Genomic DNA, 16,427 nt, shown 5'->3' with positions numbered 1-16,427 from the left:
GACTACTCAGTATCGTCCTGAGACTTCGTGCGGGGTCTACGAGGGCTTGGTGTGCCCTGATTTCCCTCTTGCGCTCTGGGGCGAGGAGTACGGAACTGGCGCACCTGCATGCGCTCTGACCCAGCCTGCCCCTGAGGCTCTGCCGTGCGCTGTGGACGCTCACGACGAGCGCCCCCTTCACGGCGGGCAGGGCGGGGCTCTCCTCTGCGACCTCCTCGACGCTCTCGGTCGAAGCGTGTCAAGCTATTGTCCGCAAGGATATCGCTGGTACGGCCACCTCGACGCTCTTCACCCTCCTGGGGCTCTAGGCTCTCGGGTCGCTCCCCTCTACGGTTCATACTGATGACTTCGAAGGCTCGCTCGGCGGAGATCGTCACCAGACGAACGGGTGCCGAGCGTACGGTGCTATAAGTCACCTGACGCTGGAAGTGATCGGTCTTGAAGTGGTAGTAGCTATCGGAAGCTGTCTCTAGGACGGCATCTCTGTCGGGCAGGCTACGCTGTGCCTCGGCATAGGCATTGACCTCGAAGTTCATGCAGCACTTGATCTTGCCACACTGACCCGTCAGCTTCTGAGGGTTCATGGTGATGTCCTGCACACGTGCCGCCCCCGTGCTCACCGAGGAGAAGGAGCTCATCCACGAGGAGCAGCAGAGCTGTCGACCACAAGGGCCTATACCTCCGATGCGTCCAGCCTCTTGGCGAGCACCGATCTGCTTCATCTCGATGCGCACATGGAAGGTGTCAGCCAGCACACGGATGAGCTGACGGAAGTCCACACGTCCATCTGCGATGTAGTAGAAGATGGCCTTATTCCCATCGCCTTGATACTCCACATCTCCGATCTTCATCTCTAGCCCGAGGGCTGAGGCGATCTGTCGAGCCTGGATCATCGTCGGCTCCTCACGAAGCTTAGCTTCTCGCCAAGCCTCTAGGTCGCTGGGGCGTGCTATACGGTAGACACGCATGAACTCACCCTTATCTGGGCGATAGCGATGATTCTTCATCGCCAGCTCGGCGAGCTTGCCCGTGAGGGTCACCTCGCCGATATCGTGACCCGTAGCGGACTCTACGGCGACGAGATCCCCTTTGTGGAGATCGAGCTTTGCGCTATTGAGGTAGTAGCCTTTACGAGTATTTTTGAATTGCACCTCGACTAGGTCGGAGCTCTGCAGCGACTCGGGGATATCGCTCAGCCAGTCATAGGTACTCATCTGATTCCTATCACAGCCTTCGCATCCCCCTGGGTTCATCGCACAGCAACCGAGGTTAGCCGTCGTGGTCTTATAGTCCATTGGGGTGTATCGTCTCTTGGGGAGCTGGGATCGAAGGAAGATCTCAGCTCTTATATATATGTATATCGGAGCTCGGGGGAGGCTAAGGCCTTCGCTCGGCATCCTACGGGGAAGGGATCGTCAGTCGCCCAGTACCTCTGCATCCCTGAGCAAGGCTCTAGGGAAAGCTTCTCTAGAGGAGCAACTACCGCTCCCGAAGCACATGGAGACTGTGTACACGAATCCAAGCAAAGGTACGCATTTTCTCAGCGCTAAGGCTTTACGAAGGCGCACCCTACCCTTGAGCGAGCTACAGACACACCTCCAAGGGGGTGCCCACGACAGCTCTCGGAGCACCCCTCCGAAAGGCGCTCTACAAGGGACTTTCGCACACCCCCGAAAAAACCTACTGTGGGTCGCCTCGACGACCTACGGTAGGTCGGTCGACCGACCCACAGTAGGTCGCAGAAGCGATCTACCATAGGTCTCTCAAGCACCCCATGACCCAGCCACCGAAAATCCCCCAAATCTTCCGCCCCCGAGTTTCCTTTGATTCAAGAATCTTTGTACCTTTGCTCCATCCTTCTTATACTCTGATTTACTCCTAGAAATCCGGCCAATGAACGAACCACAGCTCAGGCGGTATCGCCATCGAGATCTATCCCTCGTACTCGCCCTGATCTCCCTTGCCCTCTTTGTCCTCCTACAGTTGGTCTGCCGAGCCATCACCCCCTCCCATCGCTGGCTCTTCATGCTCTCCTTCTTCACCCCTACGTTCATAGGTCTGACCCTCGGAGCCTACTGCGCCCAGCGCCATGGCCTAGATAAGGCGATCATCGCTCTTGGCACCGCTGGGATCGCACTTATTGGGATCGCCCTCCTAGGGATGATCGACCTGCTCTTCTCGCCCCTAGGGTAAGTACGGTAGTGCACCTTCCCACCTAAAGGCTGAGTCAGCTCAAGGGAAAGGAAAAGATCGGTACGAGACGACCCCCACGAAGCCCCCTTAGAGTCGAGATTATTTGTAACTTGGCTCTGTACTTCTCACGCACTGACTATCCTCAAGTCCTCCGCCCTATGAACGAAGCACAGCTCAAGCGATACCGCCATCGGGAGCTTATCCTGATGCTTACCCTAGTCTCTCTGGGCATCTTCGTCCTCATCCAGCTACTCAGCCAAGCCCTCCCTTCGTGCGAAGGCTTCCTCTTCTCCTTCTCTTTCTCCGTCCCCACCTTCGTCTATCTGACACTGGGGACATACTATGCTAAGCGCCGAGGCCTCGAGAGAGGGATCGTCGCCGTAGGCATGATCGCATTGTCAGCCCTAGGGATGCTCCTTCTGGGGATGCTGTTCTTCTTCTCTCTGAGCTAAGGTCAGCTAGATACCTTTTCTTCTCTACTCTTCATCACCCCCTTCCCCCGCTCTCCTCACCCCAAGGAGGGAAGGCTGTCGTATGCCTTGACAAAGCGTACGGAGCCCATCCCCACGCAGTCTGTCGTCAAGATGCGTGCGAAATGTGTAAATTTGTAGTTCGTGTGGAGCTCGCTCAGCCACAGAGCCCTCCCCCGAAGACAAGCAACAGAAACAACAATCATAGATACGTCACGAATCAAGCTATTATGGAGTTAGCTACCAAGTACAGCCCCGAGGCTGTGGAGAACAAATGGTATCAGTATTGGATGGAGCACAAGCTCTTCCATTCTACACCAGACAAGCGTCCCGCTTATACCATCGTCATCCCACCACCTAACGTCACGGGTGTGCTGCACATGGGGCACATGCTCAACAATAGTATCCAAGATATCCTCGTGCGCCGTGCCCGTCAGCAGGGCTTCAACGCCTGCTGGGTACCTGGTACCGACCATGCCTCCATCGCTACCGAAGCGAAGGTCGTCGGACGACTCGCTTCACAGGGCATCCAGAAGCACGACCTCACCCGTGAAGCCTTCCTCGAGCACGCTTGGGACTGGACACGTGAGCACGGAGGTATCATCCTCGAGCAGCTCAAGCGCCTTGGTGCCTCCTGCGACTGGGATCGTACCGCCTTCACCATGGACGAGGAGCGCAGTCAGAGCGTCCTCGATGTCTTCGTAGACCTCTACCGCAAGGGATTGATCTACCGTGGTGTCCGTGTCGTCAACTGGGACCCCAAGGCACAGACCGCCCTCAGTGATGAGGAGGTCATCTATCAGGAGCAGCAGGGGAAGCTCTACTACCTCCGCTACTTCGTCGAAGGGGAAGCAGATAAGTATGTCGTTGTAGCGACGACTCGCCCCGAGACCATCATGGGCGACACCGCTGTCTGTATCAACCCCAATGACGAGCGCTACCACTTCCTCCGTGGCAAGAAGCTCATCGTGCCTATCGTCGGCCGAGCTGTGCCCGTGATCGAAGACGAGTATGTAGATATTGAGTTCGGTACTGGCTGTCTCAAGGTCACCCCTGCACACGACATCAATGACTATGTCCTCGGGGAGAAGCACCAGCTTCAGACCATCGACATCTTCAACAACGATGGGTCGCTCAACGAGCATGGCGGTATCTACGCTGGCATGGATCGCTTCGATGTCCGTAAGAAGATCGAAGCTGACCTCGAAGAAGCAGGGCTCATGGAGAAGGTCGAGGCCTATACCAACAAGGTCGGGCACTCTGAGCGCACCTTCGTACCCATCGAGCCTAAGCTCTCGATGCAGTGGTTCCTCAAGATGGAGGGACTGGCTAAGCCCGCCCTCGATGCAGTGATGAATGACGAGATCCGTCTGCACCCAGCGAAGTTCAAGAACACCTACCGTCACTGGATGGAGAACATCAAGGACTGGTGCATCAGCCGTCAGCTCTGGTGGGGACACCGCATCCCTGCGTACTACCTCCCCGATGGTACCTTCGTCGTCGCTTCGACGGAAGAGGAGGCACTTCGCCTCGCTCAGGAGAAGGATGCTAGCCTCACCGCTGCCGACCTTCGTCAGGAGAGCGACTGCCTAGATACGTGGTTCTCCTCTTGGCTTTGGCCGATCACCGTCTTCGCTCCTGCGCTGAGCAAGGGTAATGAAGAGCTTGAATACTACTACCCGACTTCTGACCTCGTCACCGGTCCAGATATTCTCTTCTTCTGGGTCGCACGTATGATCATGGCTGGGTATGAGTTCCAGGGGAAGAAGCCCTTCGAGAACGTCTACCTCACCGGTATCGTCCGAGACAACCAAGGACGCAAGATGTCCAAGACCCTCGGCAACTCCCCCGATCCACTAGATCTCATCGACAAGTATGGGGCGGATGGTGTCCGTATGGGGCTCATCATGAGCGCACCTGCGGGGAACGATATTCTCTTCGATGAGTCACTCTGCGAGCAGGGGCGTAACTTCTGTAATAAGATCTGGAATGCCTTCCGTCTCGTCAAGGGATGGACAGCCGAGGTCTCCGAAGAGAAGCAACCCGAGGCTTCGCGCCTAGCTTCCTACTGGATGCGTCAGGTGCTCAATAAGGCCGCTGGCGAGCTGAATGACCTCTTCGCCAAGTACCGTATCAGCGAGGCGCTGACCCTCGTCTACAAGCTCATCCGTGACGACTTCTCGTCCTCTTATCTAGAGCTGATCAAGCCTGCCTACGGCACACCTATTGATGCGACGACTTGTCAGGAAGCCCTCGACTTCTTCGACGAGATCCTTCGTATCCTGCACCCCTTCATGCCCTTCATCACCGAAGAGCTGTGGCAGAACCTTGCCCAGCGCTCCGAGGGTGAGAGCATCATGAATGCCCAGCAGCGTCCTGCCTCTCCAGCAGACGAGGCCTTCCTCCAGCGCTTCGCTTCCGCTCAGGAGATCATCACGACCGTGCGTAGCCTCCGCACAAGCAAGAACCTCTCCCCCCGTGAGGCTCTTGTCCTCGAGGCTAACCCTAGCTTCCCCACCGAGCTAGATGAAGTGCTGGTGAAGATGGCTGGTCTCTCTACGATCGACCGTAGCGGTGTTCGTAGCGAGGGAGCAGTGAGCTTCGTCATCGGGACGGATGAGTTCGCTGTGCCTATGGCTGCCTATATCGACGTCGAGGAAGAGCTGAAGAAGCTCCGTGCCGATCTCGAGTACCAGCAGAAGTTCCTCGCTGGTGTAGCGAAGAAGCTGAGCAACGAGAGCTTCGTCAGCAAGGCACCCGAGGCCGTCATCGCCCTCGAGCGTAAGAAGCAGTCTGACGCTGAGAGCCGCATCGCCACACTCGAGCAGAGCATCCGCCAGCTGGAAGCCCAAGCTAAGTAGATGGAGCTCTTCGATAAAAGCCAGTACACCTCCCAGAATCACCCGCTCGCGATCAATATCGGGCGGGTGCTTCGGGAAAAGGTAGGGAAGAACCTCCCCCGCCCCGTCATCGCCCTCCTAGAGCGCATCATCCATCAGCGGGATATCAACGATGTGCTCTATCGACATGGACATCTAGCAGGTAGGGACTTCCTCCGTGCGCTGGTAGGAGAGTTTCAGCTAGACATCGACTGGGTGCATCCCGAGCGTCTCCCCGAATCGGGGCGGTGCCTCTTCGTCTCGAACCACCCGCTGGGAGGACTCGACGGCATCAGTCTAGCGCACATGCTCGCAGAGCGCTATGGCGATGTACGCTATATCGTCTCCGACCTGCTCTACTATCTCAAGCCTCTTCAGCCTGTATTCCTCCCCGTGAACAACCGTCAGGGGACTCAGGCACGCCATCAGATAGAGATGCTCCAGCAGGCACTGCAGACAGATGTCCCCATCGGCAGCTTCCCAGCAGGCTCTTGCTCCCGCATCTTCGATGGGAAGCTTCAAGACCGACCTTGGCGCAAGACCTTCGTCTCCCAAGCCATCGCCTCGGAGCGAGACATCGTACCCCTCCACTTCGTCGGACGCAATAGCCGACACTTCTATTGGGTCTGGCACCTGAAGAACTTCCTCCGAATGAAGTTCGATCCTGGGCAAGCACTCCTACCCGACGAGCTCTTCCGAGCACGTGGTAGCCGCTACCGAGTCATCGTCGGTGAGCCCATCCCTTGGCAGAGCCTTCTATCCGACGGACGCACTCCCGACGATGAAGCTCAACGCATCCGTGCGATTAGCTACCAGCTACGAGAAGACTACGACAAGCACCACGGCTAGCATGTACACCACTACGCTCATCCCCCCACAAGACAAAGAACAAATCCAAGCAGAGCTCACCCCAGACAAGCTCCTGCGGAAGACAAACAAAGGGGGCAACGAGATCTATGTCTTCCATGCCTCGACAGCCCCTGTTACGATGCAGGAGGTAGGTCGCCTTCGTGAGGAAGCCTTCCGTTTCTACGGCGGGGGGACAGGCAAGGCTTGTGATGTGGATGAGTTTGACCTCGCCGAAGACGGCTACCGACAGCTCATCGTCTGGGATCCCGTAGAGGGAGCGATCCTCGGAGGGTACCGCTTCATCTTCGGGGACGAGGTGCAGGTAGATAAGCAGACGGGTAAGCCTCGACTGGCTACGTCGGAGATGTTCGACTTCAGTCCTACCTTCCTCCAGAAGTATCTCCCCTATACCATCGAGCTCGGACGCTCCTTCGTCTCCTTGGCCTACCAGTCTACCCGTATGGGGACGAAGAGCCTCTTCGCCCTAGACAACCTCTGGGACGGTCTCGGTGCCCTCACCGTGCTGAACCCTCGTATGAAGTACTTCTATGGCAAGGTGACCATGTACAAGGACTACGACGAGCATGCACGCAACCTCATCCTCTACTTCCTCGGCAAGCACTTCCCCGACCGCGAGGGACTAGTCACTCCGACAGAACCGCTACCTATCGAGGTAGATGCCGAAGAGGTGGCTCAGCTCTTCTGCTACGAAGACTTCCGCACCGACTATAAGGCCTTGAACCAAGCCATACGAGCTCTGGGTCTGAATATCCCTCCTCTGGTCAGTGCGTACATGGCTCTCTCCCCCGAGATGCGGGTATTCGGTACGGCGATCAACTATGAGTTTGGCCTCGTCCAAGAGACGGGTATCCTCATCGCCATCGAAGATATCATCCCCGACAAGCGCAGCCGCCACATCGAGACCTTCGATGCTGATGCTGCGCAGACCGAGCTACTATGGACCAACATCTCCAGACAGGTGCGCTTGGTGAAGAACTAGCCTGCCGCTATCTGGAGCGCAAAGGCTATCGTATCCTCGAACGCAACTGGCGCTTCGGGCACAAAGAGGTAGACATCATCGCCCAATGGGGGGAGACGCTTATCATCGCCGAAGTAAAGACCCGAGGCATAGGGAGCCATATCTCCGCTCGAGACTCCGTAGCCCAAGAGAAGCAAGAGCATCTGATCCGAGCTACCAATGCCTACGTCCGTAAGCATGCCCTTGACCTAGAAGTACGCTACGACATCCTTGCCCTCGACCTAAAGGCAGACGGAGGCTATACGATCGAGCACATCCCCTCAGCCTTCTATCCACAGCTCCGCTCCTCGAGAAGATCTAGAGCCACATCTCGCCGCTCTCACCGCTAGCATCTTCGCATGATCCAGCTATCCACTCCTATTCAACTTCCTCCCTCACCTCCTCGTCTCAGCTATGGGATGAGTGGGCTCAGCTTGGGCTCATGCTTCAGTGAGCACATAGGCACGTATCTGAGAGAAGGGGGGCTATCCCTAGAGATCAATCCCTTCGGCATCCAGTACAACCCCCTCTCGATAGCTGAGGGGCTAAACCAGCTACTGAAGGGGAAAGACTTCGAGGAGCAAGACCTCTTCGAGTATGAGGGGCTCTACCATTCCTTCCTACATCATGGGAGCTTCTCCTCCATAGATCCAGAGGGAGCGCTCCTGAGGATGAATGAGGCAAGACGCTCTGCCCTTGAGCTACTTCCACACCTGAGCTTCCTCCTCGTGACTTGGGGGACAGCCTATGTCTACCGCCTCGCCACAGAGGACTATGGCGGAGGGCTCGGTCAAGTGGTGAGCAACTGTCATAAGCTCCCCGAGCGCACCTTCCGACGAGACAGAGCCTCCCTCAGCGAACTTCTCTCCGTCTGGTGCCCACTGATCGAAGAGCTACGTGGACGCTATCCCGACCTCATCATCGTGCAGGCCGTAAGCCCCGTGCGCCACCTCCGAGATGGAGCCCATGGCAATGCCCTCAGCAAGGCGACACTCCTCCTCTTCGCCGAGGAGCTCACCCGCCTCTACCCACAGAACTGCTTCTACTTCCCCTCCTACGAACTGGTGCTGGACGAACTGCGAGATTATCGCTACTACGCCGATGACCTTGTCCATCCGAGCACCCTCACACAGCGCATCGTCCAAGAGCGCTTCTCCTCGTGGCTCCTCGATGAAGAGTCTCAGCGTGGTCTCCCACTAGCCCATCGCCTTCGACGAGAGCTCAGCCATCGTCCCCTACACGAAGAGGGGAAGGCTCATGCCCAGCGTCTCCAGACGCTCCGTGGGCGAATCCAAGCCTTCCGCACCCAATATCCCCTTGCTCAGCTGTACGATTTACCTTCATGGATCGACTAGTTTCTCCCGCCTTCTCTCCGAAGGCTCTTGCCAGCATCTTCTCAATTGAGCCCCAACTAGGGCACAGCTCTTCGGTCAGCCACATCCTCACGGATAGCCGTTCGCTCATCCAGCCCGAAGCGACCCTCTTCTTCGCTATTCGCACGGAGTCGGGTGATGGTCATCAGTACATAGGTGCGCTCTACGGTGCTGGTGTAAGGAGCTTTGTCGTCGAGCGACTGACGGGCGAAGAGTCCACCAGCTACCCCGAGGCGAACTGGTACGTCGTCCCCTCATCGATCACGGCACTACAGCAGCTGGCTCGGGCTCATCGGGAGCGTTTCCCCCAGCTCCAAGCGCTAGGCATCACGGGGAGCAATGGCAAGACGATCGTGAAGGAACTCCTCTACCAACTCCTCGCTACCCGCTATACGACCGTGCGCTCTCCCCGTAGCTACAATTCGCAGATCGGCGTACCCCTCTCGGTACTGAGCATCACGGAGGAGGACGAACTAGGACTCTTCGAAGCGGGGATCTCCCGCACTGGGGAGATGGTCGCTCTCGAGCCTGTGATCCGTCCGAAGTATGGGGTCTTCACCTCGCTAGGCAGTGCTCATCAGGAAGGCTTCTCTAGCCTAGAGGAGAAGCTCGAAGAGAAGCTCCTCCTCTTCCGTCACTCTGAGACTCTTTTCTACAGCCTCGATGATGCGCTCGTACGGGAAGCGATGCGGGAGAAGTACCCCGACTGCAAGCACATCACTTGGAGCCGCAGAGATCCTAAGGCCACCATCTATATAGCTGAATGCACGACGAAGCTTGAGCAAAGCAAACTCACCATCACGCATGAGGGGAAGAGCTACCAGCTGACCGTTCCCTTCGCCGACCAAGCCTATCTCGAGGATGTCTACTGCTGTCTCGCCGTCGTCTCCGCCCTTGCCCCCGAGCTACTCCTAGAGCCCTCCGCTTGGCGCTCCCTCGCCAGCGTCTCGATGCGCCTCGAGGTGAAGGACGGCCTCCAAGGCAATACCCTCATCGATGATGCCTACAGCTGTGACCTCCAGTCGCTCTCTATTGCGCTGGACTTCCTCAGAAGGCGCTCCTCGGCGACCTCCTCACGTCCTGTGCTCCTCCTCTCCGATATCGAAGGGAGCGGACGGAGGGATGCCGACCTCTATGCCGAAGTAGCGGAACTCCTCCGAGGCTACGGGATCGCCGAGATCTTCGCCGTAGGGCCTCACCTCTCCGCCTCTCAAGCCTTCTTCGAGGGGATGAATATCCACTTCTTCGCTTCCACTGAGGAGCTCCTCGCTTCTTCCCTGCTACGAGGCCTGCATGACTCCTGCATCCTGATCAAGGGCGCTCGTAGCTTCGCTCTGGATGAGGTCTACCGCAGACTCTCCTCACGGGAGCATCAGACCGTGCTGGATATCGACCTCAGTGCCGTCGTGCACAATCTCAACCTCTACCGCTCGCTCCTCCCTGCCCACCACCCGCTGATCTGCATGATCAAGGCTGATGGCTATGGCACGGGGGCCTTCGAGCTGGCACGCACCCTACAGGAGCATCGGGTCGAATATCTAGCCGTCGCCGTAGCGGACGAAGGGCGAGAACTGCGAGATAGGGGCATCCGCACGCACATCATGATCATGAACCCCGAGCTGTCGGTGGCCGATACCCTCTTCTCACATCACCTCGAGCCCGAGGTCTATAGCTTTGAGCTCCTCGAAGGGCTAGCTGAAAGGGCTCGGTCAGCAGGGCTCTCCGCCTTCCCCATCCACATCAAGGTCGATAGTGGGATGCACCGTCTGGGCTTTGCCCCCTCTGAGCTAAGCGCCGTAGGAGCGTTCCTCAGGGAGCATCCTGAGCTTCGTGTCAGTTCGGTCTTCTCGCACCTTGCTTCGGCAGACGAACCTGAGCTGCGAGCCTTCACCGAGGGGCAGGCTAAGGCCTTCCTCTCGGCTACGGAGCTCCTCACCGAATCTCTGGGCTACCAGCCCAAGCGCCATCTACTCAATACCGCGGGGATCGAGCGCTTCCCCGAGTATGCCCTCGACATGGCTCGTCTGGGGATCGGGCTCTATGGCATCAGCCCGACGAACTATCCCAGCATCGAGCCCATCGCCCGCCTCTCCACCGTCATCCTACAGACCCGTGAGCTCCCCGAGGGCGAAGCAGTGGGCTATGGCTGTCGGGGACTGACGACCCGCCCTTCACGCATCGCCGTCATCCCTATTGGCTATGCAGATGGCTTCTCCCGCAGGCTCAGCCGAGGGGCTTACTCGGTGCTCGTGCATGGCAAGCTCTGCCCTACGATCGGCAATGTCTGCATGGATGCCTGCATGATCGACATCACCGAAGTGCCCGAAGCCCGCTCGGGAGACCCCGTCCTGATCTTCGGGGGAGAAGAGCGTCCGCTCACCGTCCTTGCCGAGGCCTGCGACACCATCCCCTATGAGATCCTCACAGGGCTCTCGGGACGCATCCAGCGCCGCTATTGGCGGGAGTAAGCTACGAGGAGGGGAAGAGCGGTAGATCCGTCTAGATCGTACTTTCACTAGGGTGGAAAGTGCGAATTTTCCCTTTCCCAATTCCTATTTTATGATCAGGGAAGTCCGCTCAAAACTGAGCGACTTCCCTTATTTTATGCGCCCTTGCGCCTCGTTCGCCTAGCTCTATGCAGCGAAGAAGGATCTTGGGGCAAGCGGGCATTCTCTCTACTTTTGACTCGGTAAGTTAAACCTCTAATCTAAATCACTCCAATGAAGAAGATCTTTGCACTCGCAGCCCTCGCTGCGCTCGTCCTCGGTACACCCGCATGTAGCAAGCAGGACACTCCCCGCAAACCCAAGCAAGGTCAGAATCAAAATCTCAAGCCCGATCCTAAGGCCGTGATGCTCGACGGAGTATATACCGCAAGCATGGCCATGGGGGATGCTATGGAAAAGAGCCTCACCTTCACCAAGGCAGGTATGGTCACCTACAAGATGATGCCTAAGGCTAAGCCCGCCGATGCCACCGAGTCTCTCGCCGACAAGCAGGACAAGGGTATGGCTCAGATGGAGACCTTCATGGGCAAGTATACCATCTCGGGCACCATGGTCACCTTCACCGACATGAAGGACGACAAGGGCAAGGCCATCTCCAAGGAGAAGATGGCGGAGTTCGCTCGTATGACCTACGACAAGGCTAAGGATGAACTCACCCAACAACTCGGCGACAAAACCAAGGTCGTCTACAAAAAAATGAAAGACAAGAAATAGTCTTTGTTTTATCTGGGTCTCTATTCGGGGGGCTACCGCTTTGCTCATCGCAGCAAGGGGGTAGCCCCTCGGCTTATCCCCCCTTCGTGAACCCGCACCCAGAGCGGGATAGAAGCCCCTCAGCGCTACCCCCCAAAAGAAACCTACTGTGGGTCGCCTTGACGACCCACGGTAGGTCGGTCGACCGATCTACAGTAGGTCGTCAAGGCGACCTACCGTAGGGTCCTCAGAGGGTACTCCAGAAGCCTTCCCCAAGTTCCCCGATCAGAGAGCAAGGAGTAGAAGGAAAGAGGAGGGGGAAGCGAAATCAGAGGAATAGCTATATTTGCGCTGAGTAAATCCCTGTACGACGTGATGCAGACAGAGAGCAAACATCGGCGACTGGCGACCCTCTTCTTAGGGCTATTTCTAAGCCTGCTAGCGATGGTCAGCCTACACGATCTCAGCCACCGTGCTGAGGTGGTGTCGGGGGACGTGTACTCTCAGACCGAGGGCTACACGACCCATCTTGAGCAGGCCGATTGCTCGATCTGTCACTTCATCCACACCCCCTTCCTCGCCCTCACCATGGGCACGATGCTCGTGGCGATGGCCCTCGGGGTACAAGTACTTGGGGTGCGCCTTGTGCACCTAGTTCGCTCGATCCGCAGGGATGCGGTACAGCTACGGGCTCCCCCTACGCTCTGTTAATCCTCTCTATATCCCCCCATCTTAGGGCAAGCTACATCCTCATACGTGCTACGTATGCGCCTAGTCATGCCCTTCCCAGCCTCTTATAGCGTAGAGATCAGCCTCTGCAAGCACTCGTCCTGATGGGACGGGAGCTGGTACGTGGGTTCCTAGTGCTATATGAGTGCCGTGACTCGACCTTTACTCTCCTTTTCCTTTTTACCTATGTGCTATCTACACCTCCAGAGGTGGAGAAGGGCTGGTTTCTTCATGAGCCTACTCTTCCTCCTCTTCCTTGGGAGCGCTGACCTCATGGCCCAGAGCCAGAGTGTCCGCATTCAGGTCCTCGATGAGCATACGGGCGATCCACTGGTCGCTGCCGTAGCCCACATCGGGAAGAAGACCATGCAGACCGACCTAAAGGGACAGCTCACCCTCACCCTCGATGCCGAAGAGACCGATGGGCTCCACGTCCACCTCGTCGGCTATCACGAAGGCTTCATCCCCCTCAAGCAGCTAAGAGCGACGACGGGGATCTATACCCTCCATCTTCACCCCGAAGAGCGAAGCCTCTCTTCGGTCACCGTCGTCGGCTCTCGTAGTACCCGACTCGTCAATAGCGTCTCTTCCAAAGTCTCCTCCATCCAGCTGGAGCGCAACCTCGGACGAAGCCTCGCTTCGCTCCTGACCGACATCAGTGGCGTGACGAGCCTACAGACGGGGACGACCACGGCCAAGCCCGTCATCCACGGGATGTACGGCACACGTGTCTTGCTCGTGAACAACGGGGTGCGCCTCTCGGGTCAGCAGTGGGGCGACGACCATGCCCCAGAGGTCGATGCCGAGAGCAACGGTAGCGTCCAAGTCATCAAGGGCGCAGAAGCCGTACGCTATGGCGCAGAGGCCATCGCTGGAGCTATCGTCATGGATCAGCTCCCCTTGCCCTACGGCGAAGAGGGCCTCCGTGGTGCAGTGGCAGGAGTTTATGCCTCGAATGGGCATCGTCTGAGCTCCTCCGTCCGACTCGAAGGCACCCTCCCAGGTTACTCCCCCTTAGCCTACCGCCTGCAGACCTCCTACACCAATGCAGGGGATAGATCCTCCGCCCATTACCTCCTGATGAATACGGGCGTTCGTGAGCTGAACAATGCGCTCACCCTAGGCTGGAGGAAGGATCGTCTGACCCTCGAAGGGCTCTTCAGTCGCTATCAGAATAAGACTGGCCTTCTTCCCTCGGGGCACCTACGTAGCCGTGAGGGGATGGCCGAACTCCTCGAGCGAGGCAAGCCCGACCTCTTCCGTCCCTTCTCCCGAGAGATCGGCAGTCCTTACCATAGCGTCGTCCACTATCTAGCCCGCCTCAAAGGGACGTGGCACGATGAGCGCCTTGGGCTCTTCACCCTGCAGAGCTCCCTCCAGCAAGACCGCCGAGAGGAATATGCCATCCGTAGGAATAGCGCCTACTCCGCCGTGCCTACTCTCTCCCTCTCGCTGAGCTCCCTCCAGCTGGATGCCTCGTGGCGCAAGCACTACCACCGCTGGGATAGCGAGGTCGGTCTACACGGCGAATACCTCGACAACTACAGCAATGCTGGTACGGGCTTCACCCCACCGATCCCCAACTACACCCAACTCTCTTGGGGTGGCTATGCCCTCCAGCGCTACCAAGCCGACCGCTTCGGTCTGGAGGCGGGGCTTCGTCTGGATCGGATGACGATGAGCGTAGCAGGCTACGACATCGCAGGGGAGTACTTCTCGGGAGACCATGCCTTCACCAACCTCACCTACACCCTCGGCGGGCACCTGCATCTCTGGCGAGGGGGTAAGGTCACGAGCAATGTAGGCCTTGCCTTCCGTGCCCCACATGTGCAGGAGCTCTACAGTCTCGGCAGTCAGCATGGCTCGGCGATCTTCGTCTACGGCGACCGTACCCTCCGCTCGGAGCGTGGCTATAAGTGGGTCACTTCGCTCTCGCACCATTCTGACCGCTGGGATATGACCCTCGACGGGTACCTGCAGTGGATGGACGGCTATATCTACGAAGAGCCCTCGAATGAATATGCCCAGACGCTCGCTGGGGAATACCCGATCTTCCGCTACCGACAGCGGGATGCCTTCTTCCGAGGCTTCGACCTAGATACCCGCTACTATGTACTGCCCCAGCGCCTCTATGCCCGCCTCAAGGGCTCTATGGTTTGGGCAGAGGAGCTGAAGACAGGTCGCTACTTCCCTTACATCCCTGCCCTACGTCTGACGGAGGAAGTAGGACTGCGCCTGGACCTGCCGAAGCACTGGGAGAGTGAACTCTCAGTGAGCCATCTCTTCGTCGACCGACAGCACCGCTTCGATAGGAGCACCGACCTCACCGATAGCCCCGCTCCCTACCATCTCTTCGGGCTCGAGGCAAGCCTCTCCAAGCCCCTTCGTGGCCGTCAGTCCCTACGCCTTACGCTCAGTGTAGACAACCTCTTCAATACCGAGTACAAGGAGTACACTAACCGTGCTCGCTACTATGCCCACGACGCAGGTCGAGACATCCGACTAGCGCTCCGCTGGCACTTCTAATCCCCTTCTACTAAGAAGACTTCCACCTTTAATTCCCTCATAAGACAATGAACCGATTTCCTCTGGGTCTCCGCTTCGGAGCACTCGCCTTCAGCCTCATGGCTATCCTCGCCAGCTGCGGTAAGACCACCCCAAAGCCACCTACCGACGAACGAAAGAATAAGGGTCATGACCAGCCCACCATCGCCCAGCTCACCCTCACCCAAGGGACACTGAAGGCAGGCAAGACCTTCACTGCCCTGATGAACCCCGATGATGTCGAGCTTGACCGCGTACATCAGACCATCGAGCTCGACCAGAGCAGTGGTCAGATCAAGTACACCGAGGGGCCTGGCTACGTGCGTCGCTTCTCTGTCGAGAGCACGACCAAGGTACCTAACCGAGTCTACCTCCTCACGATCAACTACAAGACCGCTACGGGCGAAGCTATGGATGCCCAGCTTGTCTCCGATGAGCAGATCAACCGTCATCAGCACTTCTTCAAGCAGATCATCGGCTATTCGGACGACGGGAGAAATACTCCCCTCTTTGCCCGGTTCAAGGAAGCGCTGAGCTATGACTATGCCTACTGCGACCGCATCCCTCGCAAGCAAAGTGACGGGTCAGAGTATCTGGATGCTAACCCTGTCGGGCTGTCGGGCTTCCTGCAGTTCGTCAAGCCCGTGACCCGTGCCGAGACGAAGGAAGTGACGATGGTCATCACGCTGGGGCACTTCTTCAATACGAAGTTCACCTATGCGGGTTCGAAGGCTATCCGCCCCTTCTACTCCACGGTCCTGCCCGGTGCAGACGCTGATATCAACATGACCATTCACTTCGACGTAGCTACCAACTAATCCCCCGATTTCACCCATTATGAAACTATCCTTCATCAAGACCCTCTCCTTCGGTCTCCTCGCTACCTTAGCGCTCGGTCTCTCGGCCTGCACGAGCGACGACGAACCCACGCCTCCCCCCACTCCCAACCCTGGCGGAGGCACCGTCTCCCCTGCTGGTGAGATCGCTCGTGTCACGCTCACCCTGAGCATGGGCCACCTACATGGGCGCAAGGACTTCCACTTCGTCCCCTCGTCGGGGAAGTATGAGTTCCGCAACATCTACGACACGCAGGAGTTCACCTTCGTCAAGAAGGGCAAGACGTGGACCCTCGCTGAGGGCGCTCCTTATGCAGACTTCATCGCCTTCCAGCT

General features: G+C 57.7%; 13 protein-coding genes and 1 pseudogene. 13 read left to right on the top strand and 1 reads right to left on the bottom strand.

The annotated features are described in order from the left end of the window. Window positions 1-2: 2 nt before the first annotated feature. Complete coding sequence (ricT, locus tag Q0336_RS06455; protein WP_366139533.1) at window positions 3-1,214, bottom strand: regulatory iron-sulfur-containing complex subunit RicT; 1,212 nt, start codon at window positions 1,212-1,214, stop codon at window positions 3-5. Between the two features lie 679 nt (window positions 1,215-1,893). Here ricT and Q0336_RS06450 point away from each other — a divergent pair. From Q0336_RS06450 to Q0336_RS06390, 13 genes and pseudogenes are all read left to right on the top strand, one after another. Continuing rightward, entirely contained in the window at window positions 1,894-2,193 is a 300-nt protein-coding gene (locus Q0336_RS06450; protein WP_298526794.1) for a hypothetical protein, read from the top strand. 158 nt (window positions 2,194-2,351) lie between these two features. Continuing rightward, a complete protein-coding gene (locus Q0336_RS06445) occupies window positions 2,352-2,645 on the top strand; it encodes a hypothetical protein (protein ID WP_298526793.1) in 294 nt (97 codons plus the stop codon). Between the two features lie 248 nt (window positions 2,646-2,893). Next, window positions 2,894-5,524: a valine--tRNA ligase gene (locus tag Q0336_RS06440; RefSeq protein ID WP_298526791.1), complete on the top strand. Its 2,631-nt coding sequence runs from the start codon at window positions 2,894-2,896 to the stop codon at window positions 5,522-5,524. Further along, the gene (locus Q0336_RS06435) at window positions 5,525-6,391 is read left to right on the top strand and encodes a 1-acyl-sn-glycerol-3-phosphate acyltransferase (protein ID WP_298526789.1); all 867 of its coding nucleotides are present in this window, start codon (window positions 5,525-5,527) and stop codon (window positions 6,389-6,391) included. A 1-nt stretch (window position 6,392) separates the two neighbouring features. Then, complete coding sequence (locus tag Q0336_RS06430) at window positions 6,393-7,391, top strand: GNAT family N-acetyltransferase (protein WP_298526874.1); 999 nt, start codon at window positions 6,393-6,395, stop codon at window positions 7,389-7,391. Then, window positions 7,349-7,759, top strand: a complete 411-nt coding sequence (locus Q0336_RS06425) for a YraN family protein (protein ID WP_298526787.1) — start codon at window positions 7,349-7,351, stop codon at window positions 7,757-7,759. The genes Q0336_RS06430 and Q0336_RS06425 overlap by 43 nt, the downstream gene beginning before the upstream one ends. Window positions 7,760-7,768: 9 nt before the next feature. Further along, window positions 7,769-8,764, top strand: a complete 996-nt coding sequence (locus Q0336_RS06420) for a GSCFA domain-containing protein (RefSeq protein ID WP_298526785.1) — start codon at window positions 7,769-7,771, stop codon at window positions 8,762-8,764. Further along, complete coding sequence (locus Q0336_RS06415) at window positions 8,752-11,250, top strand: bifunctional UDP-N-acetylmuramoyl-tripeptide:D-alanyl-D-alanine ligase/alanine racemase (RefSeq protein WP_298526783.1); 2,499 nt, start codon at window positions 8,752-8,754, stop codon at window positions 11,248-11,250. The genes Q0336_RS06420 and Q0336_RS06415 overlap by 13 nt, the downstream gene beginning before the upstream one ends. A gap of 252 nt (window positions 11,251-11,502) precedes the next feature. Continuing rightward, entirely contained in the window at window positions 11,503-12,003 is a 501-nt protein-coding gene (locus Q0336_RS06410) for a hypothetical protein (protein WP_298526781.1), read from the top strand. A gap of 354 nt (window positions 12,004-12,357) precedes the next feature. Continuing rightward, the gene (locus tag Q0336_RS06405; protein WP_298526779.1) at window positions 12,358-12,693 is read left to right on the top strand and encodes a hypothetical protein; all 336 of its coding nucleotides are present in this window, start codon (window positions 12,358-12,360) and stop codon (window positions 12,691-12,693) included. A 249-nt stretch (window positions 12,694-12,942) separates the two neighbouring features. Then, window positions 12,943-15,237, top strand: a complete 2,295-nt coding sequence (locus Q0336_RS06400) for a TonB-dependent receptor plug domain-containing protein (RefSeq protein WP_298526777.1) — start codon at window positions 12,943-12,945, stop codon at window positions 15,235-15,237. Between the two features lie 47 nt (window positions 15,238-15,284). Continuing rightward, the gene (locus Q0336_RS06395; protein ID WP_298526775.1) at window positions 15,285-16,073 is read left to right on the top strand and encodes a hypothetical protein; all 789 of its coding nucleotides are present in this window, start codon (window positions 15,285-15,287) and stop codon (window positions 16,071-16,073) included. 19 nt (window positions 16,074-16,092) lie between these two features. After that, window positions 16,093-16,427: pseudogene (locus tag Q0336_RS06390) on the top strand (hypothetical protein); the annotation flags it as partial.

The sequence above is a fragment of the uncultured Porphyromonas sp. genome, assembly GCF_938039215.1.
Taxonomy (GTDB): domain Bacteria; phylum Bacteroidota; class Bacteroidia; order Bacteroidales; family Porphyromonadaceae; genus Porphyromonas.
Note: the sequence above shows the minus strand (reverse complement) of the source record. Positions and strands in the feature narration are given on the sequence as shown.

Coding starts and splice junctions, on each gene's coding strand:
- ricT (WP_366139533.1), bottom strand. CDS start 1,214: ATGAGTACCTATGACTGGCTGAGCGATATCCCCGAGTCGCTGCAGAGC.
- Q0336_RS06395 (WP_298526775.1), top strand. CDS start 15,285: ATGAACCGATTTCCTCTGGGTCTCCGCTTCGGAGCACTCGCCTTCAGC.
- Q0336_RS06405 (WP_298526779.1), top strand. CDS start 12,358: ATGCAGACAGAGAGCAAACATCGGCGACTGGCGACCCTCTTCTTAGGG.
- Q0336_RS06445 (WP_298526793.1), top strand. CDS start 2,352: ATGAACGAAGCACAGCTCAAGCGATACCGCCATCGGGAGCTTATCCTG.
- Q0336_RS06420 (WP_298526785.1), top strand. CDS start 7,769: ATGATCCAGCTATCCACTCCTATTCAACTTCCTCCCTCACCTCCTCGT.
- Q0336_RS06410 (WP_298526781.1), top strand. CDS start 11,503: ATGAAGAAGATCTTTGCACTCGCAGCCCTCGCTGCGCTCGTCCTCGGT.
- Q0336_RS06440 (WP_298526791.1), top strand. CDS start 2,894: ATGGAGTTAGCTACCAAGTACAGCCCCGAGGCTGTGGAGAACAAATGG.
- Q0336_RS06450 (WP_298526794.1), top strand. CDS start 1,894: ATGAACGAACCACAGCTCAGGCGGTATCGCCATCGAGATCTATCCCTC.
- Q0336_RS06430 (WP_298526874.1), top strand. CDS start 6,393: ATGTACACCACTACGCTCATCCCCCCACAAGACAAAGAACAAATCCAA.
- Q0336_RS06415 (WP_298526783.1), top strand. CDS start 8,752: ATGGATCGACTAGTTTCTCCCGCCTTCTCTCCGAAGGCTCTTGCCAGC.
- Q0336_RS06435 (WP_298526789.1), top strand. CDS start 5,525: ATGGAGCTCTTCGATAAAAGCCAGTACACCTCCCAGAATCACCCGCTC.
- Q0336_RS06400 (WP_298526777.1), top strand. CDS start 12,943: ATGAGCCTACTCTTCCTCCTCTTCCTTGGGAGCGCTGACCTCATGGCC.
- Q0336_RS06425 (WP_298526787.1), top strand. CDS start 7,349: ATGGACCAACATCTCCAGACAGGTGCGCTTGGTGAAGAACTAGCCTGC.